18 protein-coding genes are annotated in these 17,424 nt (G+C 69.8%); 5 read left to right on the top strand and 13 right to left on the bottom strand.

The features are described 5' to 3' along the window. Window positions 1-12 precede the first annotated feature (12 nt). Entirely contained in the window at window positions 13-207 is a 195-nt protein-coding gene (locus OG734_RS39800) for a DUF1918 domain-containing protein (RefSeq protein ID WP_330292265.1), read from the top strand. 49 nt (window positions 208-256) lie between these two features. On the opposite strand, the gene OG734_RS39795 is transcribed toward OG734_RS39800, so the two are convergent. After that, window positions 257-1,531 (bottom strand): glycoside hydrolase family 10 protein, encoded by a 1,275-nt coding sequence (locus OG734_RS39795; protein WP_330292264.1) that lies wholly within the window; start codon window positions 1,529-1,531, stop codon window positions 257-259. Between the two features lie 193 nt (window positions 1,532-1,724). Here OG734_RS39795 and OG734_RS39790 point away from each other — a divergent pair, with 193 nt between their 5' ends. Next, on the top strand, window positions 1,725-2,621 hold the full coding sequence (locus OG734_RS39790) for a 3-hydroxybutyryl-CoA dehydrogenase (RefSeq protein ID WP_330293954.1): 897 nt from the start codon (window positions 1,725-1,727) through the stop codon (window positions 2,619-2,621). Window positions 2,622-2,814: 193 nt separating this feature from the next. Further along, window positions 2,815-3,072 carry a hypothetical protein gene (locus OG734_RS39785; protein WP_330292263.1) on the top strand — a complete coding sequence of 86 codons (258 nt, stop codon included), beginning with the start codon at window positions 2,815-2,817 and terminating at the stop codon, window positions 3,070-3,072. 24 nt (window positions 3,073-3,096) lie between these two features. On the opposite strand, the gene OG734_RS39780 is transcribed toward OG734_RS39785, so the two are convergent. From OG734_RS39780 to infC, 10 genes are all read right to left on the bottom strand, one after another. Beyond that, the gene (locus OG734_RS39780) at window positions 3,097-3,636 is read right to left on the bottom strand and encodes an NUDIX hydrolase (RefSeq protein WP_330292262.1); all 540 of its coding nucleotides are present in this window, start codon (window positions 3,634-3,636) and stop codon (window positions 3,097-3,099) included. A gap of 131 nt (window positions 3,637-3,767) precedes the next feature. Continuing rightward, the gene (locus tag OG734_RS39775) at window positions 3,768-5,117 is read right to left on the bottom strand and encodes a transcriptional regulator (protein ID WP_330292261.1); all 1,350 of its coding nucleotides are present in this window, start codon (window positions 5,115-5,117) and stop codon (window positions 3,768-3,770) included. A 230-nt stretch (window positions 5,118-5,347) separates the two neighbouring features. Beyond that, the gene (locus OG734_RS39770; protein WP_330292260.1) at window positions 5,348-6,370 is read right to left on the bottom strand and encodes a PP2C family protein-serine/threonine phosphatase; all 1,023 of its coding nucleotides are present in this window, start codon (window positions 6,368-6,370) and stop codon (window positions 5,348-5,350) included. 393 nt (window positions 6,371-6,763) lie between these two features. Further along, window positions 6,764-9,268, bottom strand: coding sequence for a phenylalanine--tRNA ligase subunit beta (gene pheT, locus OG734_RS39765; RefSeq protein WP_330292259.1), 2,505 nt, complete (start codon window positions 9,266-9,268; stop codon window positions 6,764-6,766). Beyond that, a complete protein-coding gene (gene pheS / locus OG734_RS39760) occupies window positions 9,268-10,395 on the bottom strand; it encodes a phenylalanine--tRNA ligase subunit alpha (protein WP_330292258.1) in 1,128 nt (375 codons plus the stop codon). The genes pheT and pheS overlap by 1 nt, the downstream gene beginning before the upstream one ends. Window positions 10,396-10,540: 145 nt before the next feature. Beyond that, window positions 10,541-11,716, bottom strand: coding sequence for a sensor histidine kinase (locus OG734_RS39755; protein ID WP_330292257.1), 1,176 nt, complete (start codon window positions 11,714-11,716; stop codon window positions 10,541-10,543). Between the two features lie 54 nt (window positions 11,717-11,770). Beyond that, a complete protein-coding gene (locus tag OG734_RS39750) occupies window positions 11,771-12,616 on the bottom strand; it encodes a TrmH family RNA methyltransferase (RefSeq protein WP_330292256.1) in 846 nt (281 codons plus the stop codon). Between the two features lie 289 nt (window positions 12,617-12,905). Beyond that, window positions 12,906-13,289, bottom strand: coding sequence for a 50S ribosomal protein L20 (rplT, locus tag OG734_RS39745; RefSeq protein WP_019065472.1), 384 nt, complete (start codon window positions 13,287-13,289; stop codon window positions 12,906-12,908). Window positions 13,290-13,389: 100 nt separating this feature from the next. Continuing rightward, window positions 13,390-13,584: a 50S ribosomal protein L35 gene (gene rpmI / locus OG734_RS39740; protein ID WP_019065473.1), complete on the bottom strand. Its 195-nt coding sequence runs from the start codon at window positions 13,582-13,584 to the stop codon at window positions 13,390-13,392. Between the two features lie 106 nt (window positions 13,585-13,690). Next, on the bottom strand, window positions 13,691-14,407 hold the full coding sequence (gene infC, locus OG734_RS39735; protein ID WP_330293953.1) for a translation initiation factor IF-3: 717 nt from the start codon (window positions 14,405-14,407) through the stop codon (window positions 13,691-13,693). Window positions 14,408-14,777: 370 nt separating this feature from the next. On the opposite strand from infC, the gene OG734_RS39730 reads away from it, so the two are divergent. Continuing rightward, window positions 14,778-15,155, top strand: a complete 378-nt coding sequence (locus OG734_RS39730) for a DUF1844 domain-containing protein (RefSeq protein ID WP_330292255.1) — start codon at window positions 14,778-14,780, stop codon at window positions 15,153-15,155. A gap of 34 nt (window positions 15,156-15,189) precedes the next feature. On the opposite strand, the gene OG734_RS39725 is transcribed toward OG734_RS39730, so the two are convergent. Together OG734_RS39725 and OG734_RS39720 are read right to left on the bottom strand one after the other, a co-directional pair. Continuing rightward, window positions 15,190-15,522: a hypothetical protein gene (locus OG734_RS39725; RefSeq protein WP_330292254.1), complete on the bottom strand. Its 333-nt coding sequence runs from the start codon at window positions 15,520-15,522 to the stop codon at window positions 15,190-15,192. A 9-nt stretch (window positions 15,523-15,531) separates the two neighbouring features. Then, window positions 15,532-16,263: an SseB family protein gene (locus tag OG734_RS39720; protein WP_330292253.1), complete on the bottom strand. Its 732-nt coding sequence runs from the start codon at window positions 16,261-16,263 to the stop codon at window positions 15,532-15,534. 149 nt (window positions 16,264-16,412) lie between these two features. Between OG734_RS39720 and OG734_RS39715 the strand changes: the two genes are divergently transcribed. Then, a complete protein-coding gene (locus OG734_RS39715) occupies window positions 16,413-17,417 on the top strand; it encodes a serine hydrolase (protein ID WP_330292252.1) in 1,005 nt (334 codons plus the stop codon). Window positions 17,418-17,424: the final 7 nt, after the last annotated feature.

Here is a 17,424-nt window from a genome sequence, read left to right as displayed (position 1 = left end):
GAGGGCCCGCAGATGCACGCAACCGTGGGCGACCAGCTTGTCCAGCACGGCAGGGTGGTCGGCCAGCACGACCAGGTCACTGAAGTCGTCGAGGTCATGGGCCAGGAGGGCACTCCCCCGTACCGCGTCCGTTTCCCGGACGGGCACGAGGCAGTGATGTCCCCCGGCCCCGACTGCCAGGTCCGCCACAAGGACACGGACCGTTAGCGAAACATCCAGGGATATCCCTGGAGAACAGCTCACGTACCGCTGAGCATCAGCGCGGTGGCATCGCCGGCTGCTGGTAGTGGTCGGCGACCACCCGCGCGATGGCCCCGATCTTGTCGGTGCCCACTTCCTTCGCGGAGAAGAAGATGTGCCCCCGCGCCTCGGGGTAGCCCTGGGCGAGGGTCAGATGCCGCGACAGCTCGGCCGGGTCCTGCCAGGCCGCGGGCTGTGCCGGGTCGCCCGCCTTGTACAGCGCCTCACCGACGTACAGCTTCGTCCCCGTATCCTTCGCGACCCCCGCCCACCAGGGCAGCAGCTTGGCGTAGTCGGCCGCGGCGAAGCCGATGTTCCAGTAGATCTGCGGGCAGATGTAGTCGATCCAGTTCTGCCGCACCCATTTCCTGGTGTCCGCGTACAGGTCGTCGTACGTCTGCACACCGGCCCGCGTGTCCGACCCGAGCGGGTCGGTCGCGGCGTTGCGCCACACCCCGAAGGGGCTGATCCCGAAGTCGGCTCCGGGTCGTACGGCCTTGATGCGGGTGGCGGTCTCCAGGACGAGTCTGTCGATGTTGTCGCGCCGCCAGGAGGCCCGGTCGGGGAAGTCGCCGCCGTACTCCGCGTACTCGGCGTCGTCGTCGAAGGTCTGGCCGGCGACCGGGTACGGGTAGAAGTAGTCGTCCCAGTGAACGCCGTCGATCTCGTACTTCCGCACCGCGTCGAGCATCGCGTCCTGGACGAAGCGCCGGACCTCCGGCAGACCGGGGTTGTAGTACAGCTTGCCGCCGTAGGGCACCACCCAGTCCGGATGCATCCGCGCCGGGTGGGAGGCGACGAGCTTGGTGGGGTCGGTCTGGTTGGCGACGCGGTACGGGTTGAACCAGGCGTGCAGTTCGAGACCGCGGGCGTGCGCCTCCTCGACCGCCGTGCCCAGCGGGTCCCAGCCGGGGTCCTGGCCCTGGGTTCCGGTGAGGACCTGCGACCAGGGCTCGTACGGCGAGGGCCACAGGGCGTCGGCGGTCGGGCGGACCTGGAGGAACACCGCGTTGAGGCGGCGGCTGACCGCCGTGTCGAGGTGGGTGATCAGCTCTGCGCGCTGCTGAGTGGCGCTCAGCCCCGGCTTGGACGGCCAGTCCCGGTTGGTGACCGTCGCCAGCCACATGCCCCGCAGTTCGCGGGTCGCCCGCCTGCCCTTGCCGTCCGACCGGCTCGGTTCCGCCCCGGCCAGGGCGGCTCCCGTCACCGCCCCGCCCGCCACGAGCGTCGACAGGGCGGTCACCGCGAACGCCCGCCGTGACATGCGCGCGTGCCGCGCCTTCCCACTCATTCCCGTACCTCCGATAAGCGCTGTGTCGGACAACTCACAGACCGTCCGCACCCGTCCCGGGTCACACTCCCATGTGGGGCCCGGACGATCGGGCAATGGCCGCCGAAGGTAACGTGCAGGTTTGGCGCAGACCCCGGACAGACGGAAGACCCCGGACAACGGCGAGCCCGCGCAGGCCGGACGGCCAGTAAAGATGAACGGTGAAAGGGGCGATGTGTCGGACATCCCAGTGGGAGAGATCTCACGCGTCGGAGTCGTGGGCTGCGGCCAGATGGGAGCGGGCATCGCCGAGGTGTGCGCCCGTTCCGGGCTGGATGTGAAGGTCGCCGAGACCACCGGCGAAGCCCTGGAGTTCGGCCGCACCCGGCTGTTCAACTCCCTCTCCAAGGCGGCCGAGCGCGGCAAGATCACCGAGGAGGAGCGGGACGAGACGCTGGCGCGGCTCAGCTTCACCACCGACCTCGGCGAGTTCGCGGACCGCGATCTGGTGATCGAGGCCGTCGTCGAGAACGAGCAGGTGAAGACCGAGATCTTCCAGGTGCTCGACCAGGTGGTGACCCGCCCGGACGCGATCCTCGCCTCCAACACCTCCTCGATTCCCCTGGTGAAGCTGGCCGTCGCCACCTCCCGGCCCGATCAGGTCGTCGGCATCCACTTCTTCAACCCGGCTCCGGTGCAGCAGCTCGTCGAGTTGATCCCGGCGCTCACCACCTCCGAGGGCACCCTCGCGCGCGCCCAGCTGTTCGCCGAGAAGGCCCTCGGCAAGCACGCGATCCGCGCCCAGGACCGCTCGGGCTTCGTGGTGAACGCCCTGTTGATCCCGTACCTGCTCTCCGCGATCCGGATGTTCGAGTCGGGCATGGCCAGCCGCGAGGACATCGACAACGGCATGGAGTTGGGCTGCGCCCACCCGATGGGCCCCCTGAAGCTGTCCGACCTGATCGGCCTGGACACGGTCGCCTCGGTCGCGTTCAGCATGTACGAGGAGTACAAGGAGCCGCTGTACGCCGCTCCCCCGCTGCTCCAGCGCATGGTCGACGCGGGCCGGCTGGGCCGGAAGTCGGGCTCGGGCTTCTACACGTACGCATAGATATCACCCAGCGTCACGCTGGGGTTCCCTGCGGGCCCGGCACTCTTCGGAGTGCCGGGCCCGCGGCATTCACACACCGTGTGCACACCGGACACGCATATGCCTCTCGCACACTCTCCCCGGGCGCCCACCAGGCGAGTTGACTCTTGATGCGCATACAAGGGATGTGACGACTACGGAAAGGAGCGGACAAGTGACCGCCGATCCTGAGCATCCCGTGCCTCATGGAGAACTCGCAGAGTTACGCCGCCGCCTCGACGTCGCGTACGCACGCGTCGAGGGAGGGCTGGCCCTGCTCAGCCATCGCACGAAGGAGACGGACAAGGAAGTCGACGACCTGAGCGCACGCGTGGTCCATCTGGAACACGGCCGATGGCCCCTGCCGGCCGTCGCGGCTCTGACCGCCCTCGGGGCGCTGGCCGTGACGGTCTGGCAGGTCCTCGGACGCTGAGCGTGTCCCAGGGGCCCAGGTGTCCTAGGCGTCCTCGCCGAGTCTGAGATGGTGCAACAGCAGTAGCGCGGCCGCCATGTTGGCGGCCGGGACCTCCCCGCGGGCGACCATGTCGGGGACGAGCTTGAGGGGGACCCACTCCCGGCGGTCCGACTCGAAGTCGTCCACGGGGTGACCGATGTACTCGCCCTCCTCGGCCCAGTAGATGTGGTGCCGGGCGTCGGTGAGCCCGTTGGACGGCTCGACGCTCATCAGATGCCGCAGGGGTCCCGGTCGCCAGCCCGTCTCCTCCTCCAGTTCCCTGGCGGCCGCGAAGGGAATGTCCTCGCCGTCCTCCACGACTCCGGCCGCGAGTTCCCACCCCCAGCTGTCGGTGATGAACCGGTGCCGCCAGAGCAGGAGTACCTCGTTGGCCTCGTTGACCACTGTCGCCACGGCGACAGGCCTCAGCCGTATCAGGAAGTGGTCGAGATGCCGCCCGTCCGGCAGCTCGACATCTGCGAGATTGACCCTGAACCAGCGGTTTTCATACACAGTTTGTTCGTTCTGTTTCGTCCACTGCACGGTTCTGCCACCTTCCGCCGAGTAGATGGCAATATGGCAGCAGGAACGTGCTGACAGCAGGCGCACAGAATGCGGCCCACCGCGCGGATACCCGAGAACCCGCGCGCCAAAGGTGTTTTACCCAAGAGTGTCTAGAGCGGTACGCGCAGCGCCCCGTCGATCAGTTCGGCCGCCTCGGCGGTGCCCGAGCAGCCGTTGCGCACCAGATGTTCGCGTACCGCCCGGAGTCTGTCACGCAGCCGCTGGGACTCCATTCCGCGCGCCTGCTCGGCCATCTGCACCGCGGTGGCCACGGCCTTGTCCGCGTTGCCCCTGCGCAACTCGATCTGGCTGAGCATGGCGAGCCGGTGCACCCTGCCCCGGTCGTGCGCCGGGGTGTCCACCGCGGCCGTCGCGTGCTCCCCGGCCGCCGCCAGATCACCGAGGCTCAGCAGCGCCTCCGCCACCTGGACGTTGACCAACCCCGGCTGGACATAGCCGGTTTCGTCGGGCTCGTACCCGCGCCGGATGCGATCGGCGGCCTGCTCGGCCCGCCGGATGCAGGACAGCGCGCTGCTGCCGTCACCCAGGTGCGCGTACGCCTTGGCCTGCATCGCGTAGAGGTCGGAGGCGAGCGCCGGCGTGATGTGCTTGCCCGCGGCGCGCAGCGCGGCCTCCGCGAAGGCGACGGCCTGCCGGAACTCCCGCATGAACAGTGCCTGGTTGACCAGCAGCCCGATGACATACGCCCCGAGTCCCCGGTCCCCACTGGCTTTTGCCAGCCGCAGTGCCTGGTGGAAGTAGCGCTGGGCGAGACCGTGGGCATCGGAGTCGTACGCGCAGATGCCGGCGATCGCCACCAACCCGCCGGTGGCCCGGTGCAGTTGGCGGCCGGTGGCGTCCGTGTAGCTGCCGCGCAGCAGGGGCGCGGTCTCGGCGTTCAGGAAGCCGACGATCCGGGTGCGGGTCGCGACCCCGCCCGCCTTGCGGTACATCTGCTCGTAGTGGGCGCGGGCCGAGCGGAGCATCTCGATGTCGGCCATGCTGACCCGGTGCCTGCCGCCGCGCGACACGTCGACGTCCTCGGGCGGGTTCTCCCACTCCCACACCGGCATCACGGCGGGCGTACCGGTGACGGCGGGGGCGCCGAGGATGTGCGGGCGCTGCTGCTCGTCGGAGCGCCACAGCGCGGTCGCCCGCTCGACGAACCCGGACAGCGAGGTACCGGCCGAGCCGAGCGGACCGGCGGTGTCGCCCGGCACTCCGAGCCCGATGTCGTCCAGTCTGACCGGGCGGTGCAGGCGGGCGGCGAGCACCTCGCAGATCAGGTCGGGCACCTGGCCACGCGGGCGCTGTCCCTTCAACCACCGCGCCACGGCGGTGTGTTCGTACCTCAGTGCCAGGCCCCGCGCCCGGCCCGCCTGATTCACATGGGCGGCGAGTCCCGCATGCGAGATACCCGCCTCGTCGAGGATCGCGTCGAGCAGGGTGTTGGGCTGCATGGATGCCCTCCGGTGGCTGGGTGCCGACGGTGCGCCTACCGTGCCCGTCAGCGTAGTGTGTCCGGCTTCACACGGGGTGTGATCGAAGCGCCCGAATTCGTAGCGTGTGCGCGCTGTTGCGGAGAGTTCCTGTCCGGTTGACTGAAATGCCTCGCAAGAGGCCGCCGGGCCGCCGGCTCCCCCTCGTACAGTGCGGCGGCTCGGCCCGTTGACCCGCGCCCCTGTACAGCTCACGTGACTTGATGAGCTACCGGGGGTTCCTGTTGCTGTCTGAGGATTTGGTGGCGGTCGTTTCGCAGTACCAGTACGGCTACATCGTCCGTCGGGGAGCCGCCCGCATGTCGCAACAGGCGGGAGAAGACCGCCCCCAGCAGCGCTTGCGGCGAAACCGGCTGGGTGCGGACGGCCTCTGCCAGGACAGCCTGCAGGGGAAAGAACCGGCCATGAGCATCCCGGGCGTCCTCGACACCGTCCGTGTGCAGCAACAGGGCCTCGCCGGGAAGCAGTCGGCCGCAGTGTTCGGCGGACAGCTCGACCGGCAGAGGGAACGGGCCCAGCGGGGGCAGGGGTTCACCGGCCGCGAGTACGTCGGCCCGGCCGCCGCTGAGCAGATACGGCGACGGATGCCCGCAGTTGAAGGCGCGCACCTCGCCGTCCCCGCCGATCTCCAGGAGCAGTACGGTGACGAACTCCTCGGCGACCGGGCTGCCCGGGTCCAGTGCTGCCGAAGGCCCCGCCGAGGGGTGTTCGGCGCGTGCCCGCTCGCCCAGATGCCGGGCCAGCGCCCGTTCCAACCGCCGCAGTACGCTGCCGAGTTCGGCCTCGTCGTGCACGGCCTCGCGGAAGCTGCCGAGAACGGCGGCGACGGTCCCGATGGCGGCGATGCCATGTCCGCGCACATCGCCCATCACGACCCGTACGCCGTGCTCGGTGGCGATGACCTCGTACAGATCCCCGCCGACCACGGCACCCCGGTCGGCGGACAGTTGGGCGGCGGCGACCCGCAGCCCGTCGATGCGCTGCGGCAGTGGCCGCAGCAGCACACTCTGCGCCGCCCCGGCGACCTGTCGGGCGAGCCCCAACTCGCGCAGAAGCGCGCGGCGGACATGGAGTACGAGCCCGGCCCCGACGGCGAAGAAGACGGCACTGGTGACGATCCGCGCCCCCAGCCCGTTCTGCTGGGCGAGCGGACAGGCCAGCTTGTACGTGATCGCCGCGGCCCCCCACACCGTGGGCAGCACGAGCGAGCGCACCCGTCGCAAGGGCTGCCGCTCGACAGGCGGGGCGACCTGCCGCTCGGGCGGCCGACGCCGCCTTCGGCACCCCGGCCTTGCTCCCCCGCCCCGGAACCTGCACCTCCGCCCCACGAGCGCGGCCCGCAGCCGCCCTGTCCGGAGCCGAGCCCCACAGGAAACCCCAGCCTTGATACGGATCATGCCGATGGCCCCCCAGCCAGGCCCTGACAACACAAATCGGACCGGCCCCGAAAGACCGGTCCGATTCTGTCGACCACATGCCCCGAAGGGACCAGATCGCCCCAACTTGTCACCCGAAGGAGTGAAGTGACCGATGGGTGGTGGGGGGAACTGCGCGACCAGCCACAACGGACCCGCAGTCGAACAACGACCCGCAATTCCCCAACAGACCTAGCTCCTCAACACCGCCCCGGTTCGCTCCCCCGCGAGAGCAACAGCCGCATCCCGCGCAGCAGAAGCCTCATCGACGGTCAGCGTCCGGTCAGCCGCCCGGAACCGCAACGCATAGGCAAGAGACTTCCGCCCCTCCCCCAGTTGCTCACCACTCTCGTACACATCGAACAACCGAATGGACTCCAAAAGCACCCCCGCACCCTCCCGCAGCGCCGCCTCGACGTCCGCGTGCGGAACCTCGCGCGCAACGACGAGAGCGACATCCTGCGTGGCCACCGGGAACGTCGAGATCTTCGGGCCCTTGGGCACACCCGAACTCGCCGCCTCCAGCTCGTCCAGGTTCAGCTCCATCGCACAGGTACGCGCGGGCAGGCCCAGTGCCTTCAGTACCCGGGGGTGCAGCTCACCGGCGTACCCGATGACCTGCTCCGAACCGTCCACGACCACTGCCAGCTCGGCGCAGCGGCCGGGATGCCACGGGCCGTACTGGCCCGCGCGGACGAGGAGTTCGGTGCCGGCCTCGTGGGCCAGGCTCCGTGCCGCCTCGATCGCGTCGGCCCAGTCGGCCGGGCGGCCCTTGCCCCACCAGCCGGCCTGCTCGCGGGCGCCCGCGAGGACGACGGCGGCGTGCCGGGGCTGGACGGGGAGCGCGGCCGTCAACGACGCGACCTCCTCGTCCGTGGGACGCCGGTCGACCGGCAGACGCCCGGCGATCAGCAGCTCGTCCTGGGGATGGAAGACCAGCCCTGTCTCGAACAGGGCCAGGTCGTGGCTGCCCCGCCCGTCATTGCGACGCAGCGCCTGGAGCAGGCCCGGCAGCAGCGTCGTACGGAGTGCGGGCTCCTCGTCGGAGAGCGGGTTGGCCAGCTTGACGACCTTGCGCTTCGGGTCGTCGGCGGCCAGGCCGAGCTGGTCGAAGACGTGCTCGCCGATGAACGGGTAGTTCAGCGCCTCGACATAGCCGGCCCCGGCCAGTGCCCGGCCGACGCGGCGGTGCAGTCGCTGCCGGTCGGTGAGGCCGCGGCCCGCGGGGGGCTTGGGCAGGGTGGAGGGCAGGTTCTCGTAGCCCTCCAGGCGGATGACCTCTTCGGCGAGGTCGTTCGGGTCCGTCATGTCCGGGCGCCAGGACGGGACGGTGACGATCAGCTCGTCCTGCCCGTACACGTCGCAGCCGACCTCCTGGAGACGGCGTACGACGGTCTCGCGGCCGTACTCGACGCCCGCGACCTTGTCAGGGTGGTTCGCCGGGATCGAGATCGTGCGCGGTGCGGACGGCGAGATGACCTCGGTGACGCCCGCGTCGGCGGTGCCGCCGGCGAGGAGGACCAGGAGGTCGACCGTGCGCTGGGCGGCCGCCGAGGCGGCCTGCGGGTCGACACCGCGCTCGAAGCGCTTGGACGCCTCGGAGGCCAGCTTGTGGCGGCGGGCCGTGCGCGCGATGGTGATCGCGTCGAAGTGGGCGGCCTCGATGACGACCTCGGTGGTGGTGCCCTCGGTGTCGTCGATCTCGGTGTTGGCGCCGCCCATGACACCCGCGAGGCCGATGGCGCCCCGGTCGTCGGTGATGAGCAGGTCCTCGGCGTCCAGCGTGCGCGTGACACCGTCGAGGGTGGTGAGCTTCTCCCCCGGCTCGGCCCGGCGCACACCGATCGCACCCTGGACACGGGAACGGTCGTACGCGTGCAGGGGCTGGCCCAGCTCCAGCATCACGTAGTTGGTGATGTCGACGGCGAGCGAGATCGGGCGCATGCCCGCCTTCTGGAGGCGGCGCCTGAGCCAGATCGGGGAGTGCGCGTCCGGGTCGAGACCGGTCACCGTGCGGGCGGTGAAGCGGTCGCAGGCGAACGGGTCGGAGACCTCGACCGGGTAGCCGTACGCGTTCGGGGCCGGTACGTCGAGCAGGGCCGGGTCGCGCAGCGGCAGTCCGTAGGCGATGGCGGTCTCGCGGGCGATGCCGCGCAGCGAGAGGGCGTACCCGCGGTCGGGTGTGACGGCGATGTCGAGGACCTCGTCGACGAGCTGGAGCAGCTCGATCGCGTCGGTGCCGACCTCGTACTCCGGCGACAGGACGATGATGCCGCCGCTGCCGTCGTCGCCCATGCCCAGCTCGTCGCCGGAACAGATCATGCCGTGGGAGGTGTGGCCGTACGTCTTGCGGGCGGCGATCGCGAAGTCGCCGGGCAGGACTGCGCCCGGGAGGACCACGACGACCTTGTCGCCGACGGCGAAGTTGCGGGCGCCGCAGACGATCTCCTGGGGCTCACCGGTGCCGTTGGCGGTGCCGACGTCGACCGTGCAGAAGCGGATCGGCTTCTTGAAGCCCTCCAGCTCCTCGATGGTCAGCACCTGGCCGACGACCAGGGGGCCCTTGAGGCCGGCGCCGACCTGCTCGACGGTCTCGACCTCGAGGCCCACCGTGATGAGCTTCTCCTGGACGTCCCGGCCGGTCTGAGTCGCCGGCAGGTCGACGTACTCCCGCAGCCAAGAAAGCGGGACCCGCATCAGATCTCCATCCCGAACGGCCGGGTGAACCGGACGTCGCCCTCGACCATGTCTCGCATGTCTTCGACGTTGTGGCGGAACATCAGCATCCGCTCGATGCCGAACCCGAAGGCGAATCCGCTGTACTTCTCGGGGTCGACGCCGCACGCGACGAGCACGCGCGGGTTGACCATGCCGCAGCCGCCGAGCTCGATCCAGCCCTCGCTGGAGCAGGTCCGGCAGGGACGGTCGGGGTTGCCGACGGACGTGCCCTTGCAGACGTAGCAGAGCATGTCCATCTCGGCGGACGGCTCGGTGAAGGGGAAGTAGTTGGGCCGCAGCCGCGTCTTCATGTCCGAGCCGAAGAGCGACTGGACCATGTGGTCCATGGTGCCCTTGAGATCGGCCATGGTCAGGCCCTCGTCGATCGCCAGAAGCTCGATCTGGTGGAAGACGGGGGTGTGCGTGGCGTCCAGCTCGTCCGTGCGGTACACGCGGCCGGGGCACACGATGTAGACCGGCGGCTCGCGGTCGAGCATCGAGCGGGCCTGTACGGGCGAGGTGTGCGTACGGAGCACGACACCGGACTCGTCGCCTTCTGTCCCCTTGGGGCCCTCGACGAAGAAGGTGTCCTGCATCTGCCGGGCCGGGTGGTCCGGGGTGAAGTTCAGGGCGTCGAAGTTGAACCACTCCGCCTCGACCTCGGGGCCCTCGGCGACCTCGTACCCCATGGAGACGAAGACGTCCGCGACGCGCTCCATGAACGTGGTCAGCGGGTGGCGGGCGCCGGCCGGTACCCGGTCGTGGGGCAGTGTGACGTCCACCGCCTCCTCGACCAGCACGCGGGCGTCCCGGTCGGCCTCCAGCTCGGTCTGGCGGGCGGCGAGCGCCTTGCTGACGGCGCCCCGGGCCTGGCCGACGAGCTTGCCTGCGGCGGCCTTGGCCTGCGGGGGCAGCGCGCCGATCTCGCGGTTGGCGAGGGCCAGCGGTGAGGTGCCGCCGGTGTGGGCGACCTTGGCCTCCTGGAGAGCGTCGAGGGAGTCCGCGGCGGCGAAGGCGGCGAGCGCCTCGTCCCGCATGCGCTCGATCTCTTCCGGTTTCAGGGCCTCGACCTCTACAGGGTCGTACGACTTGTTCGGTGCCGACATCTCTTCCCGTGCTTCCGGTTGGCTGGCGGATGGTCCCCGTCTACGGCTCGGAGACGAATGGTCCACAGAGAGGGACGCAAAGGTGCCAAAGGCCGAGTCTAACGGGGGTGAGGTGTGCGAACGCGCCCGTGGGCCCTCGTCGGCGTTACTGCAGGTACGCCGGGGTGCTCACGGGCAGCATAAATCGGAACTCGGCGCCGCCGGCGGGAGCGCGGCCGACCGTGATGGAGCCGCCGTGGGCCTCGACGATGCCCTTGACGATGTACAGCCCGAGGCCGGTGCCGCCGCGCTTGCTGCCCCGCCAGAAGCGGGTGAAGACGCGGTTCATGGACTCCTCCGGGATGCCGGGCCCTTCGTCGCTCACCGTGACCGACGTGGCGGTGTTCTGGTCGGCTTCCTCCTCGCGAGGGGACAGCGCGGCCGTGACCTCGATGGTGACGGTTCCCTCGCCGTGGCGCACCGCATTTTCCAGCAGGTTGCTGAGCACCTGGTCGACCTTGTCGGGATCGGCCCACAGCGCCGGCAGGGGCTGCTCTATCCGGAGCAGGAACCGGTCGGCTGGCTGGCCCGCGGCCACGTACGCCTGGATGTGACGTCCGACGGCCGCGCCCATGTCGACGGGCTGGCGGCGCACTTCGAGCCGTCCGGAGTCGATGCGCGAGATGTCGAGCAGTTCGGCGATCAGCCGGGTGACGCGGTTGGCGTCGGCGTCGACGGTCTCCAGCATCAGCTTCTTCTGGTCGTCGGTGAACCGTTCCCACTTCGCGAGCAGGGTCGCGGTGAAGCCCTTGACGGAGGTGAGCGGCGAACGCAGTTCGTGGGCGACGGTGGCGATCAGCTCGGCGTGGCTGCGCTCGGTGCGACGGCGGGCCTCGGTGTCACGCAGGGAGACGACGACCCGGCGGATCGGTCCGGTGGGGTGCGTACGGAGATAGCGCGCCGAGACGAGCACTTCGCGTCCGCCGGGCAGCAGCAGGTTCCGCTCGGGCTGGCCGTTCCTGATCGCGAGCCCCCCGTACGGGTCGGTGAGCTGCCACCAGCGGCGTCCTTCGAGGTCTTCTAACGGTAGGGCCCGTTCGAGCCGCAGGCCCAGGGCGTCGGCGGCTGGGACGGTGGTGATGCGCTGCGCGGCGGCGTTGAAGCAGATCACCCGGCCGTGTTCGTCGGCGACGACGAGTCCGTCGGGCAGGTCGTCCGGGTCGATGCCCAGCTCCGCTCCGAATCCCGCTCCGGGCCCGGGCCCGGCGGGATCACCGTGCCGGGAGGCGGGTTCGCTCCGCAATTCCCGCGCCCCCAGGGTTCCGCTCGTGCCGACAGTCATCCCCGTACCCCACCTCTCGTACTCGCGCAGTGGGCCCCCGAGCCCGTCACCCTACTAGCTCTGGGTGACGGAGCGGCACCCTCCGGAGGCGCGCTGTGCACGGGCGGACGCGTAGAGACATACGGCGGCGGCGGTCGCCAGGTTCAGGCTTTCCGCCTTTCCATGGATCGGAACGCGCACGACGGCGTCGGCCAGCGTGCGCGTCTCCTCCGGAAGCCCCCAGGCCTCGTTCCCGAACACCCAGGCGGTGGGCCCGCCCATGGTCCCCTTGTCCAGCTCGTCGTCGAGGTCGTCCGTGCCCGCGCCGTCGGCGGCGAGAATCCGTACGCCGGCGTCCCTGAGCCCGGCCACGACCTCTTCGACGGGCACCCCGACGGCCACCGGCAGATGGAACAGGGAGCCCACGGACGCCCGTACGGCCTTCGGGTTGTAGAGATCCACGGAGGCGTCGGTGAGGACGACGGCCTCGGCGCCGGCGGCGTCCGCGCACCGCAGGACTGTGCCGGCGTTCCCGGGGTCGCGTACGTTCGCAAGGACGGCGACGAGCCGGGGCCGGGCCTTGAGGATGTCCTCGAACGGCGTGTCGAGGAACCGGCAGATCCCGACGAGGCCCTGCGGGGTGACCGTGGTGGAGATGTCGGCGATGACGTCCTCGTCGGCGAGGTGCACGCGGGCACCGGCGCCGCGGGCCTCCCCGATGATGTCGGCGTACCGCTCCGCGGCGTCGACGGTCGCGAACAGTTCGACCAGAGTGTCCGCGTGCCCGGCCGCCTCCCGCACGGCCTGCGGCCCCTCTGCGAGGAACAGCCGGTCCTTGCCCCGGAAGTTCCGCTTCGCGAGCCGCCGCGCGGCCAGGACGCGGGCGGAACGCGGGGAGATCAACTCGGGGGCGGCGGGCATGGGTCACCTTTTCGAGAGTTCGGTTCGTTGCCGGGTGCGGGTCCGGTGGGGGCTGGTCGCGCAGTTCCCCGCGCCCCTAAAAGACACGGCCCCTGCGGGCCGAAAAGCACGGGCGCAGCCCCTGCTTTTCAGGGGCGCGGGGCTGTGACATCTGCGGCTCCGCCGCGGGGCGCGAGAAGCCCCACCGGACCCGCACCCGACAACGCACCCAAAAACGCCCGGACCCGCAGGCGGCAAGCGCACCTGCGGGTCCGGGTCACATCACACGAGGCTCAGGCCAGCGCGAGCGTCACGCAGCCTTGGGCGCGTTGACGTCCGACGGCAGGGCCTTCTGCGCGACCTCGACGAGCGCGGCGAACGCGCCCGCGTCGTTGACGGCGAGCTCGGCCAGGATCTTGCGGTCGACCTCGATGTTCGCGGCGTTCAGACCCTGGATGAAGCGGTTGTAGGTGATGCCGTTGGCGCGGGCAGCGGCGTTGATGCGCTGGATCCACAGCCGACGGAAGTCGCCCTTGCGCTTCTTACGGTCGTTGTAGTTGTAGACCAGGGAGTGGGTGACCTGCTCCTTGGCCTTGCGGTACAGGCGCGAACGCTGACCGCGGTAGCCCTTGGCGGCCTCGAGGATCGCCCGGCGCTTCTTGTGTGCGTTTACTGCCCGCTTGACGCGTGCCACTTGTTACTCCTTGCAGCGGGGCCGTGGTTGTCGTCACACGGCCCGATTTCGATGGGGTCCCGGTCTTCAGACGTACGTGCGGCGCACAGGCGCCGGTACGTCACTTGCCGAGAAGCTTCTTGATCTTCTTGGCGTCGCCCGGGGCCATCTCGGCGTTGCCGGTGAGGCGCCGCGTCACGCGGGACGACTTGTGCTCGAGCAGGTGGCGCTTGCCGGCACGCTCGCGGAGCACCTTGCCGGAGCCGGTGATCTTGAAGCGCTTGCTGGCACCGCTGTGCGACTTGTTCTTCGGCATAGCGCCGTTCTCTCCTCGTCAGTGGCGTTCCGATGCCCGGCCGTTAAACCGGGCACAGTGGAACGTCATGTGTATGGGTTGGCATCCCAGGGCGTGAGCCCCGGTATCAGACCTCGGCGGATGCCTCGGCCGGAGCCTCGGCGGTCTCCTCGGCAATGTCCACGTCGTCGACCATGTCCTCGTCGACTTCGTCGCTCTCCGCGGCGTTCTGCGACTTGCCCGGGTTGGCCTTCGCTTCCGCCTTGCGAGCCGCCTGGGCCTCACGGGCCTCGGCCATCGCCTCGGTCTTCTTCTTGTGCGGACCGAGAACCATGATCATGTTCCGGCCGTCCTGCTTCGGGTTCGACTCGATGAACCCGAGGTCCTCGACGTCCGAGGCGAGCCGCTGCAGCAGTCGGTAGCCCAGCTCGGGCCGGGACTGCTCGCGACCACGGAACATGATCGTGATCTTGACCTTGTCGCCCTGCTTGAGGAACCGGACGACGTGACCCTTTTTGGTGTCGTAGTCGTGCGGGTCGATCTTCGGCCGGAGCTTCATTTCCTTGATGACCGTGTGCGCCTGGTTCTTGCGCGCCTCACGGGCCTTCATGGCCGACTCGTACTTGAACTTCCCGTAGTCCATGAGCTTGCAGACCGGCGGGCGTGCGCTCGCCGCCACCTCGACCAGGTCGAGGTCGTACTCCTGCGCAAGCTCCAGGGCCTTGGCAAGCGGAACAATCCCGACCTGCTCGCCGCTGGGACCGACAAGTCGCACTTCGGGAACGCGAATCCGGTCGTTGATGCGGGGCTCGGTGCTGATGGATCCTCCTCGGTAGCACCACACGGCGGTCTGGCGGACAGCCGCGTATGTCTCTGATGACAATTCAGACCAACTACCGGGGCACATGAAAAATGCCCCGACGGGACACAGGCGGGGCTCCAAAGGAATACCGGAGCACCGCCGCGGTCAACCGCGGGGCGCACATCGGGCGACTCCATCGTCCGTACGGAACGATGGTGGCCGCCTGACCGGGTGACCCGCCGTCCGTGAGGATGGTCGGGTGGGAGATCGGAGCCTCCACTTGTGGGCCGGGCACGTAAATGTCCAGCCGGTCGTTCCAAAAGGTTAACACCAGGAGGGGGGTCGGTGCTAACTCGTGGGCACACGGCTCCCGCGCCCCGGTCCTGATGGGGCTGGGCCTATCGTGTGGGGCATGAGTGAGACCCCTCCCCAGAGCGCCGACAATACTTCCCAGGGTGCCGACTTCGACGCCATGACCCGCGACATCGCCGAGGTCCCGGCGGTCGAGGTGATCGTGACGGTCGCCGTGAACCTGATGAGCGCCGCCGCCGTGAAGCTCGGCCTGACCGACGAGGGCGACAAGTACAAGGACCTGGACGAGGCCCGCAAGCTGGTGCACGCCCTCGCCGGCCTGCTCGACGCGAGCACGACGGAGATCAGCTCCTTCCACGCGGCCCCGCTGCGCGACGGCCTGAAGTCGCTCCAGCTGGCGTTCCGTGAGGCGTCCCTCGTCCGGGACGAGCCGGGCCAGGGCCCCGGAGAGAAGTACACGGGTCCGGTCTACGGCTAGGTCGCAGACCGGGCACATTCATTCGGCCCATCAGTCAGTCACCCATGAACCACAGGTAACTGCCCGGCGTCGCGGCACACTCTTCGAGAAGCCCGGCAAGGTCAAGCAGTGCTGCCCTCTGCTGCTCGTCGGCACACCGCCGTGTCAGAGCGTCGGCTTCCTGACGGGCAGCTTGGGCTTCCTGCTCGTTGAACAGCGTGTCGCCGTAGGGATCGACCCAGCCCAGCTTGCCCGGGCCGTGTCGGTCGAGCGCGCTCAGCGCCCTCGCCAACGCTTCACCGTGCTCATAGGAGCCTCGCAGCAGCGTCTCCCGGGACGACCCCTTGCGTGCGGGTCGCTCCGAATGCAGCTCCAGTTCGATCCCCACGCACTGTCCTCAGGAACGCACGTAAAGGGGCTCGCCGGGCGGCGTCGCTCCGGCCGGCAGGAGTGCCAGGTCGAGGCCACGCACCAGGCGGGCCCTCAGCGTTTCGTCGGCGGCGAGACTCCCGGCGACCGCGCGGGCGGCGTCGGCCGGGGTGGCGGTCGGGTCCAGTACGAGTGCGAGGGTGCCGTCGGCCTGTCCCGGGCCCAGATGTGCGCGGACCACGGCGGGCTCGGCGGCCACGACGGCCCGTACGGCGTCGACCACGGCGGGATCGGCGAGCGGATCGGCTGTCGTACGCCCCTCGGCCAGCGCGCGCAGCGCGGAGCCGGTCAGCTCGAAGGGCACGGGTCCGGCCAGGTCGAGGACGATCGTGTCCGCCTTCTCGTGCACGGCGGCCTGGATGGCCTGGTGCAGGGGTACGGCGACGGGGCGGGCGGCCCGGTCCCAGCGGGCCAGCGAGTCGGTGGAAGTGAAGGCCGGCAGGGCGGTCCGGTCGCCGGCCCTGAGGGTCGGTACGGCCATGTCGCTGGTCTTCTCGTGGCGAAGGCCGTTCTCGTCCTCCTCGACCTCCCCGAGCACAGCCACGACGGGAACGAGCAGTCGGGCCCCCTTGAGGGCGGCCAGCACCGGTCCGACGGCGGTGCGGTCCTCGGCCCAGGCCGCCAGCGCGGCGCTCAGCCGGGGGTCGGCACTGCCGTCGTCGTCGGGGAAGCCGGAGTCGGGAATGTTCTTGTTCGCCACGGTGACCGACCCTATCGGGGGATCGCTCCTGGGCATTCGCCGCCCCGGAAACCCGCCGTTCACCGGTTTCACGGGATTCTCAGTCATCGCTGACACAGATCTAACATTCGCCTAATCAACCGCACAGTCACGGCCACCAGCATCACGGCATGGCCTCTGAGAGAGCTCCCCGGCGCCGGTCGCTCGTCTACATCGTCCTCGCCTCCGCGGTCGTCATGGGCGGTACGGGCGTGGGCACCGCGTATGTGAAGGCACAGGCTCACGCGGACGTGGGCCGCGTATCGTCGGCGGCGGCAGCGCCCGTGGCGGCCGGAGCGAGCGAGGAGGCGTCGGTGGAACCCGTCGCGGACCCCACGGTGGAAGCGGATCCAACGGTGGAACCTGACACGCTGTTGTCCGAGGCGATGAAGCCGGTGACCGCGGCGGCCGAGGACGGGGCCGAGGTGTCCGTGGCCGTGCTCGACGTCGAGTCGGGCGACCACGCCGCCTACGGGGACGGGACGTTCGACACGGCGAGCATCGTCAAGGTGGACATTCTGGCGACGCTGCTGCTCCAGGCGCAGGACGAGAACCGGGGTCTCACGGCGCAGGAGAAGCAGTACGCAACCGCGATGATCGAGGTCAGTGACAACGCCTCGGCGTCTGCTCTCTGGACGGCGATCGGGAAGGCGGAGGGACTCGCCGCCGCCAACAAGCGCTTCGGACTGACGGACACCGAGGGCGGCACGGGCATGCTGTGGGGCCTGACCCAGACCACGGCGGCCGATCAACTCACCCTGCTCCAGCAGGTGTTCGCAAAGAACGGCGCCGCCTCGGAACTGAGCGAGGCGTCACGGACGTATCTCGCGAGCCTGATGGGCTCCATAGCCGAGGATCAGGGCTGGGGGGTGTCGGCCGCGGGTGCCGTGCGCACCACGGGTACCGCAGGCGGCCGATTCGCCCTGAAGAACGGGTGGTTGCCGCGTACGGCGACCGGGCTGTGGGACATCAACAGCGTCGGCCGGGTGACGACGGCGGACGGGCGGGAGTTCCTCGTCGCGGTGGTCTCGAACGGCAACACGACGAAGGCGAAGGGGATTTCGCTGGTGGAGTCGGCGGCACGGGCGGCGGTCTCGGTGTTCGCCACGGAGTCCGGTACCGCCGACCGGTCCTGACGGGTCG

This window comes from Streptomyces sp. NBC_00576 (genome assembly GCF_036345175.1).
Classification (GTDB): Bacteria; Actinomycetota; Actinomycetes; order Streptomycetales; family Streptomycetaceae; genus Streptomyces.
Note: the sequence above shows the minus strand (reverse complement) of the source record. Positions and strands in the feature narration are given on the sequence as shown.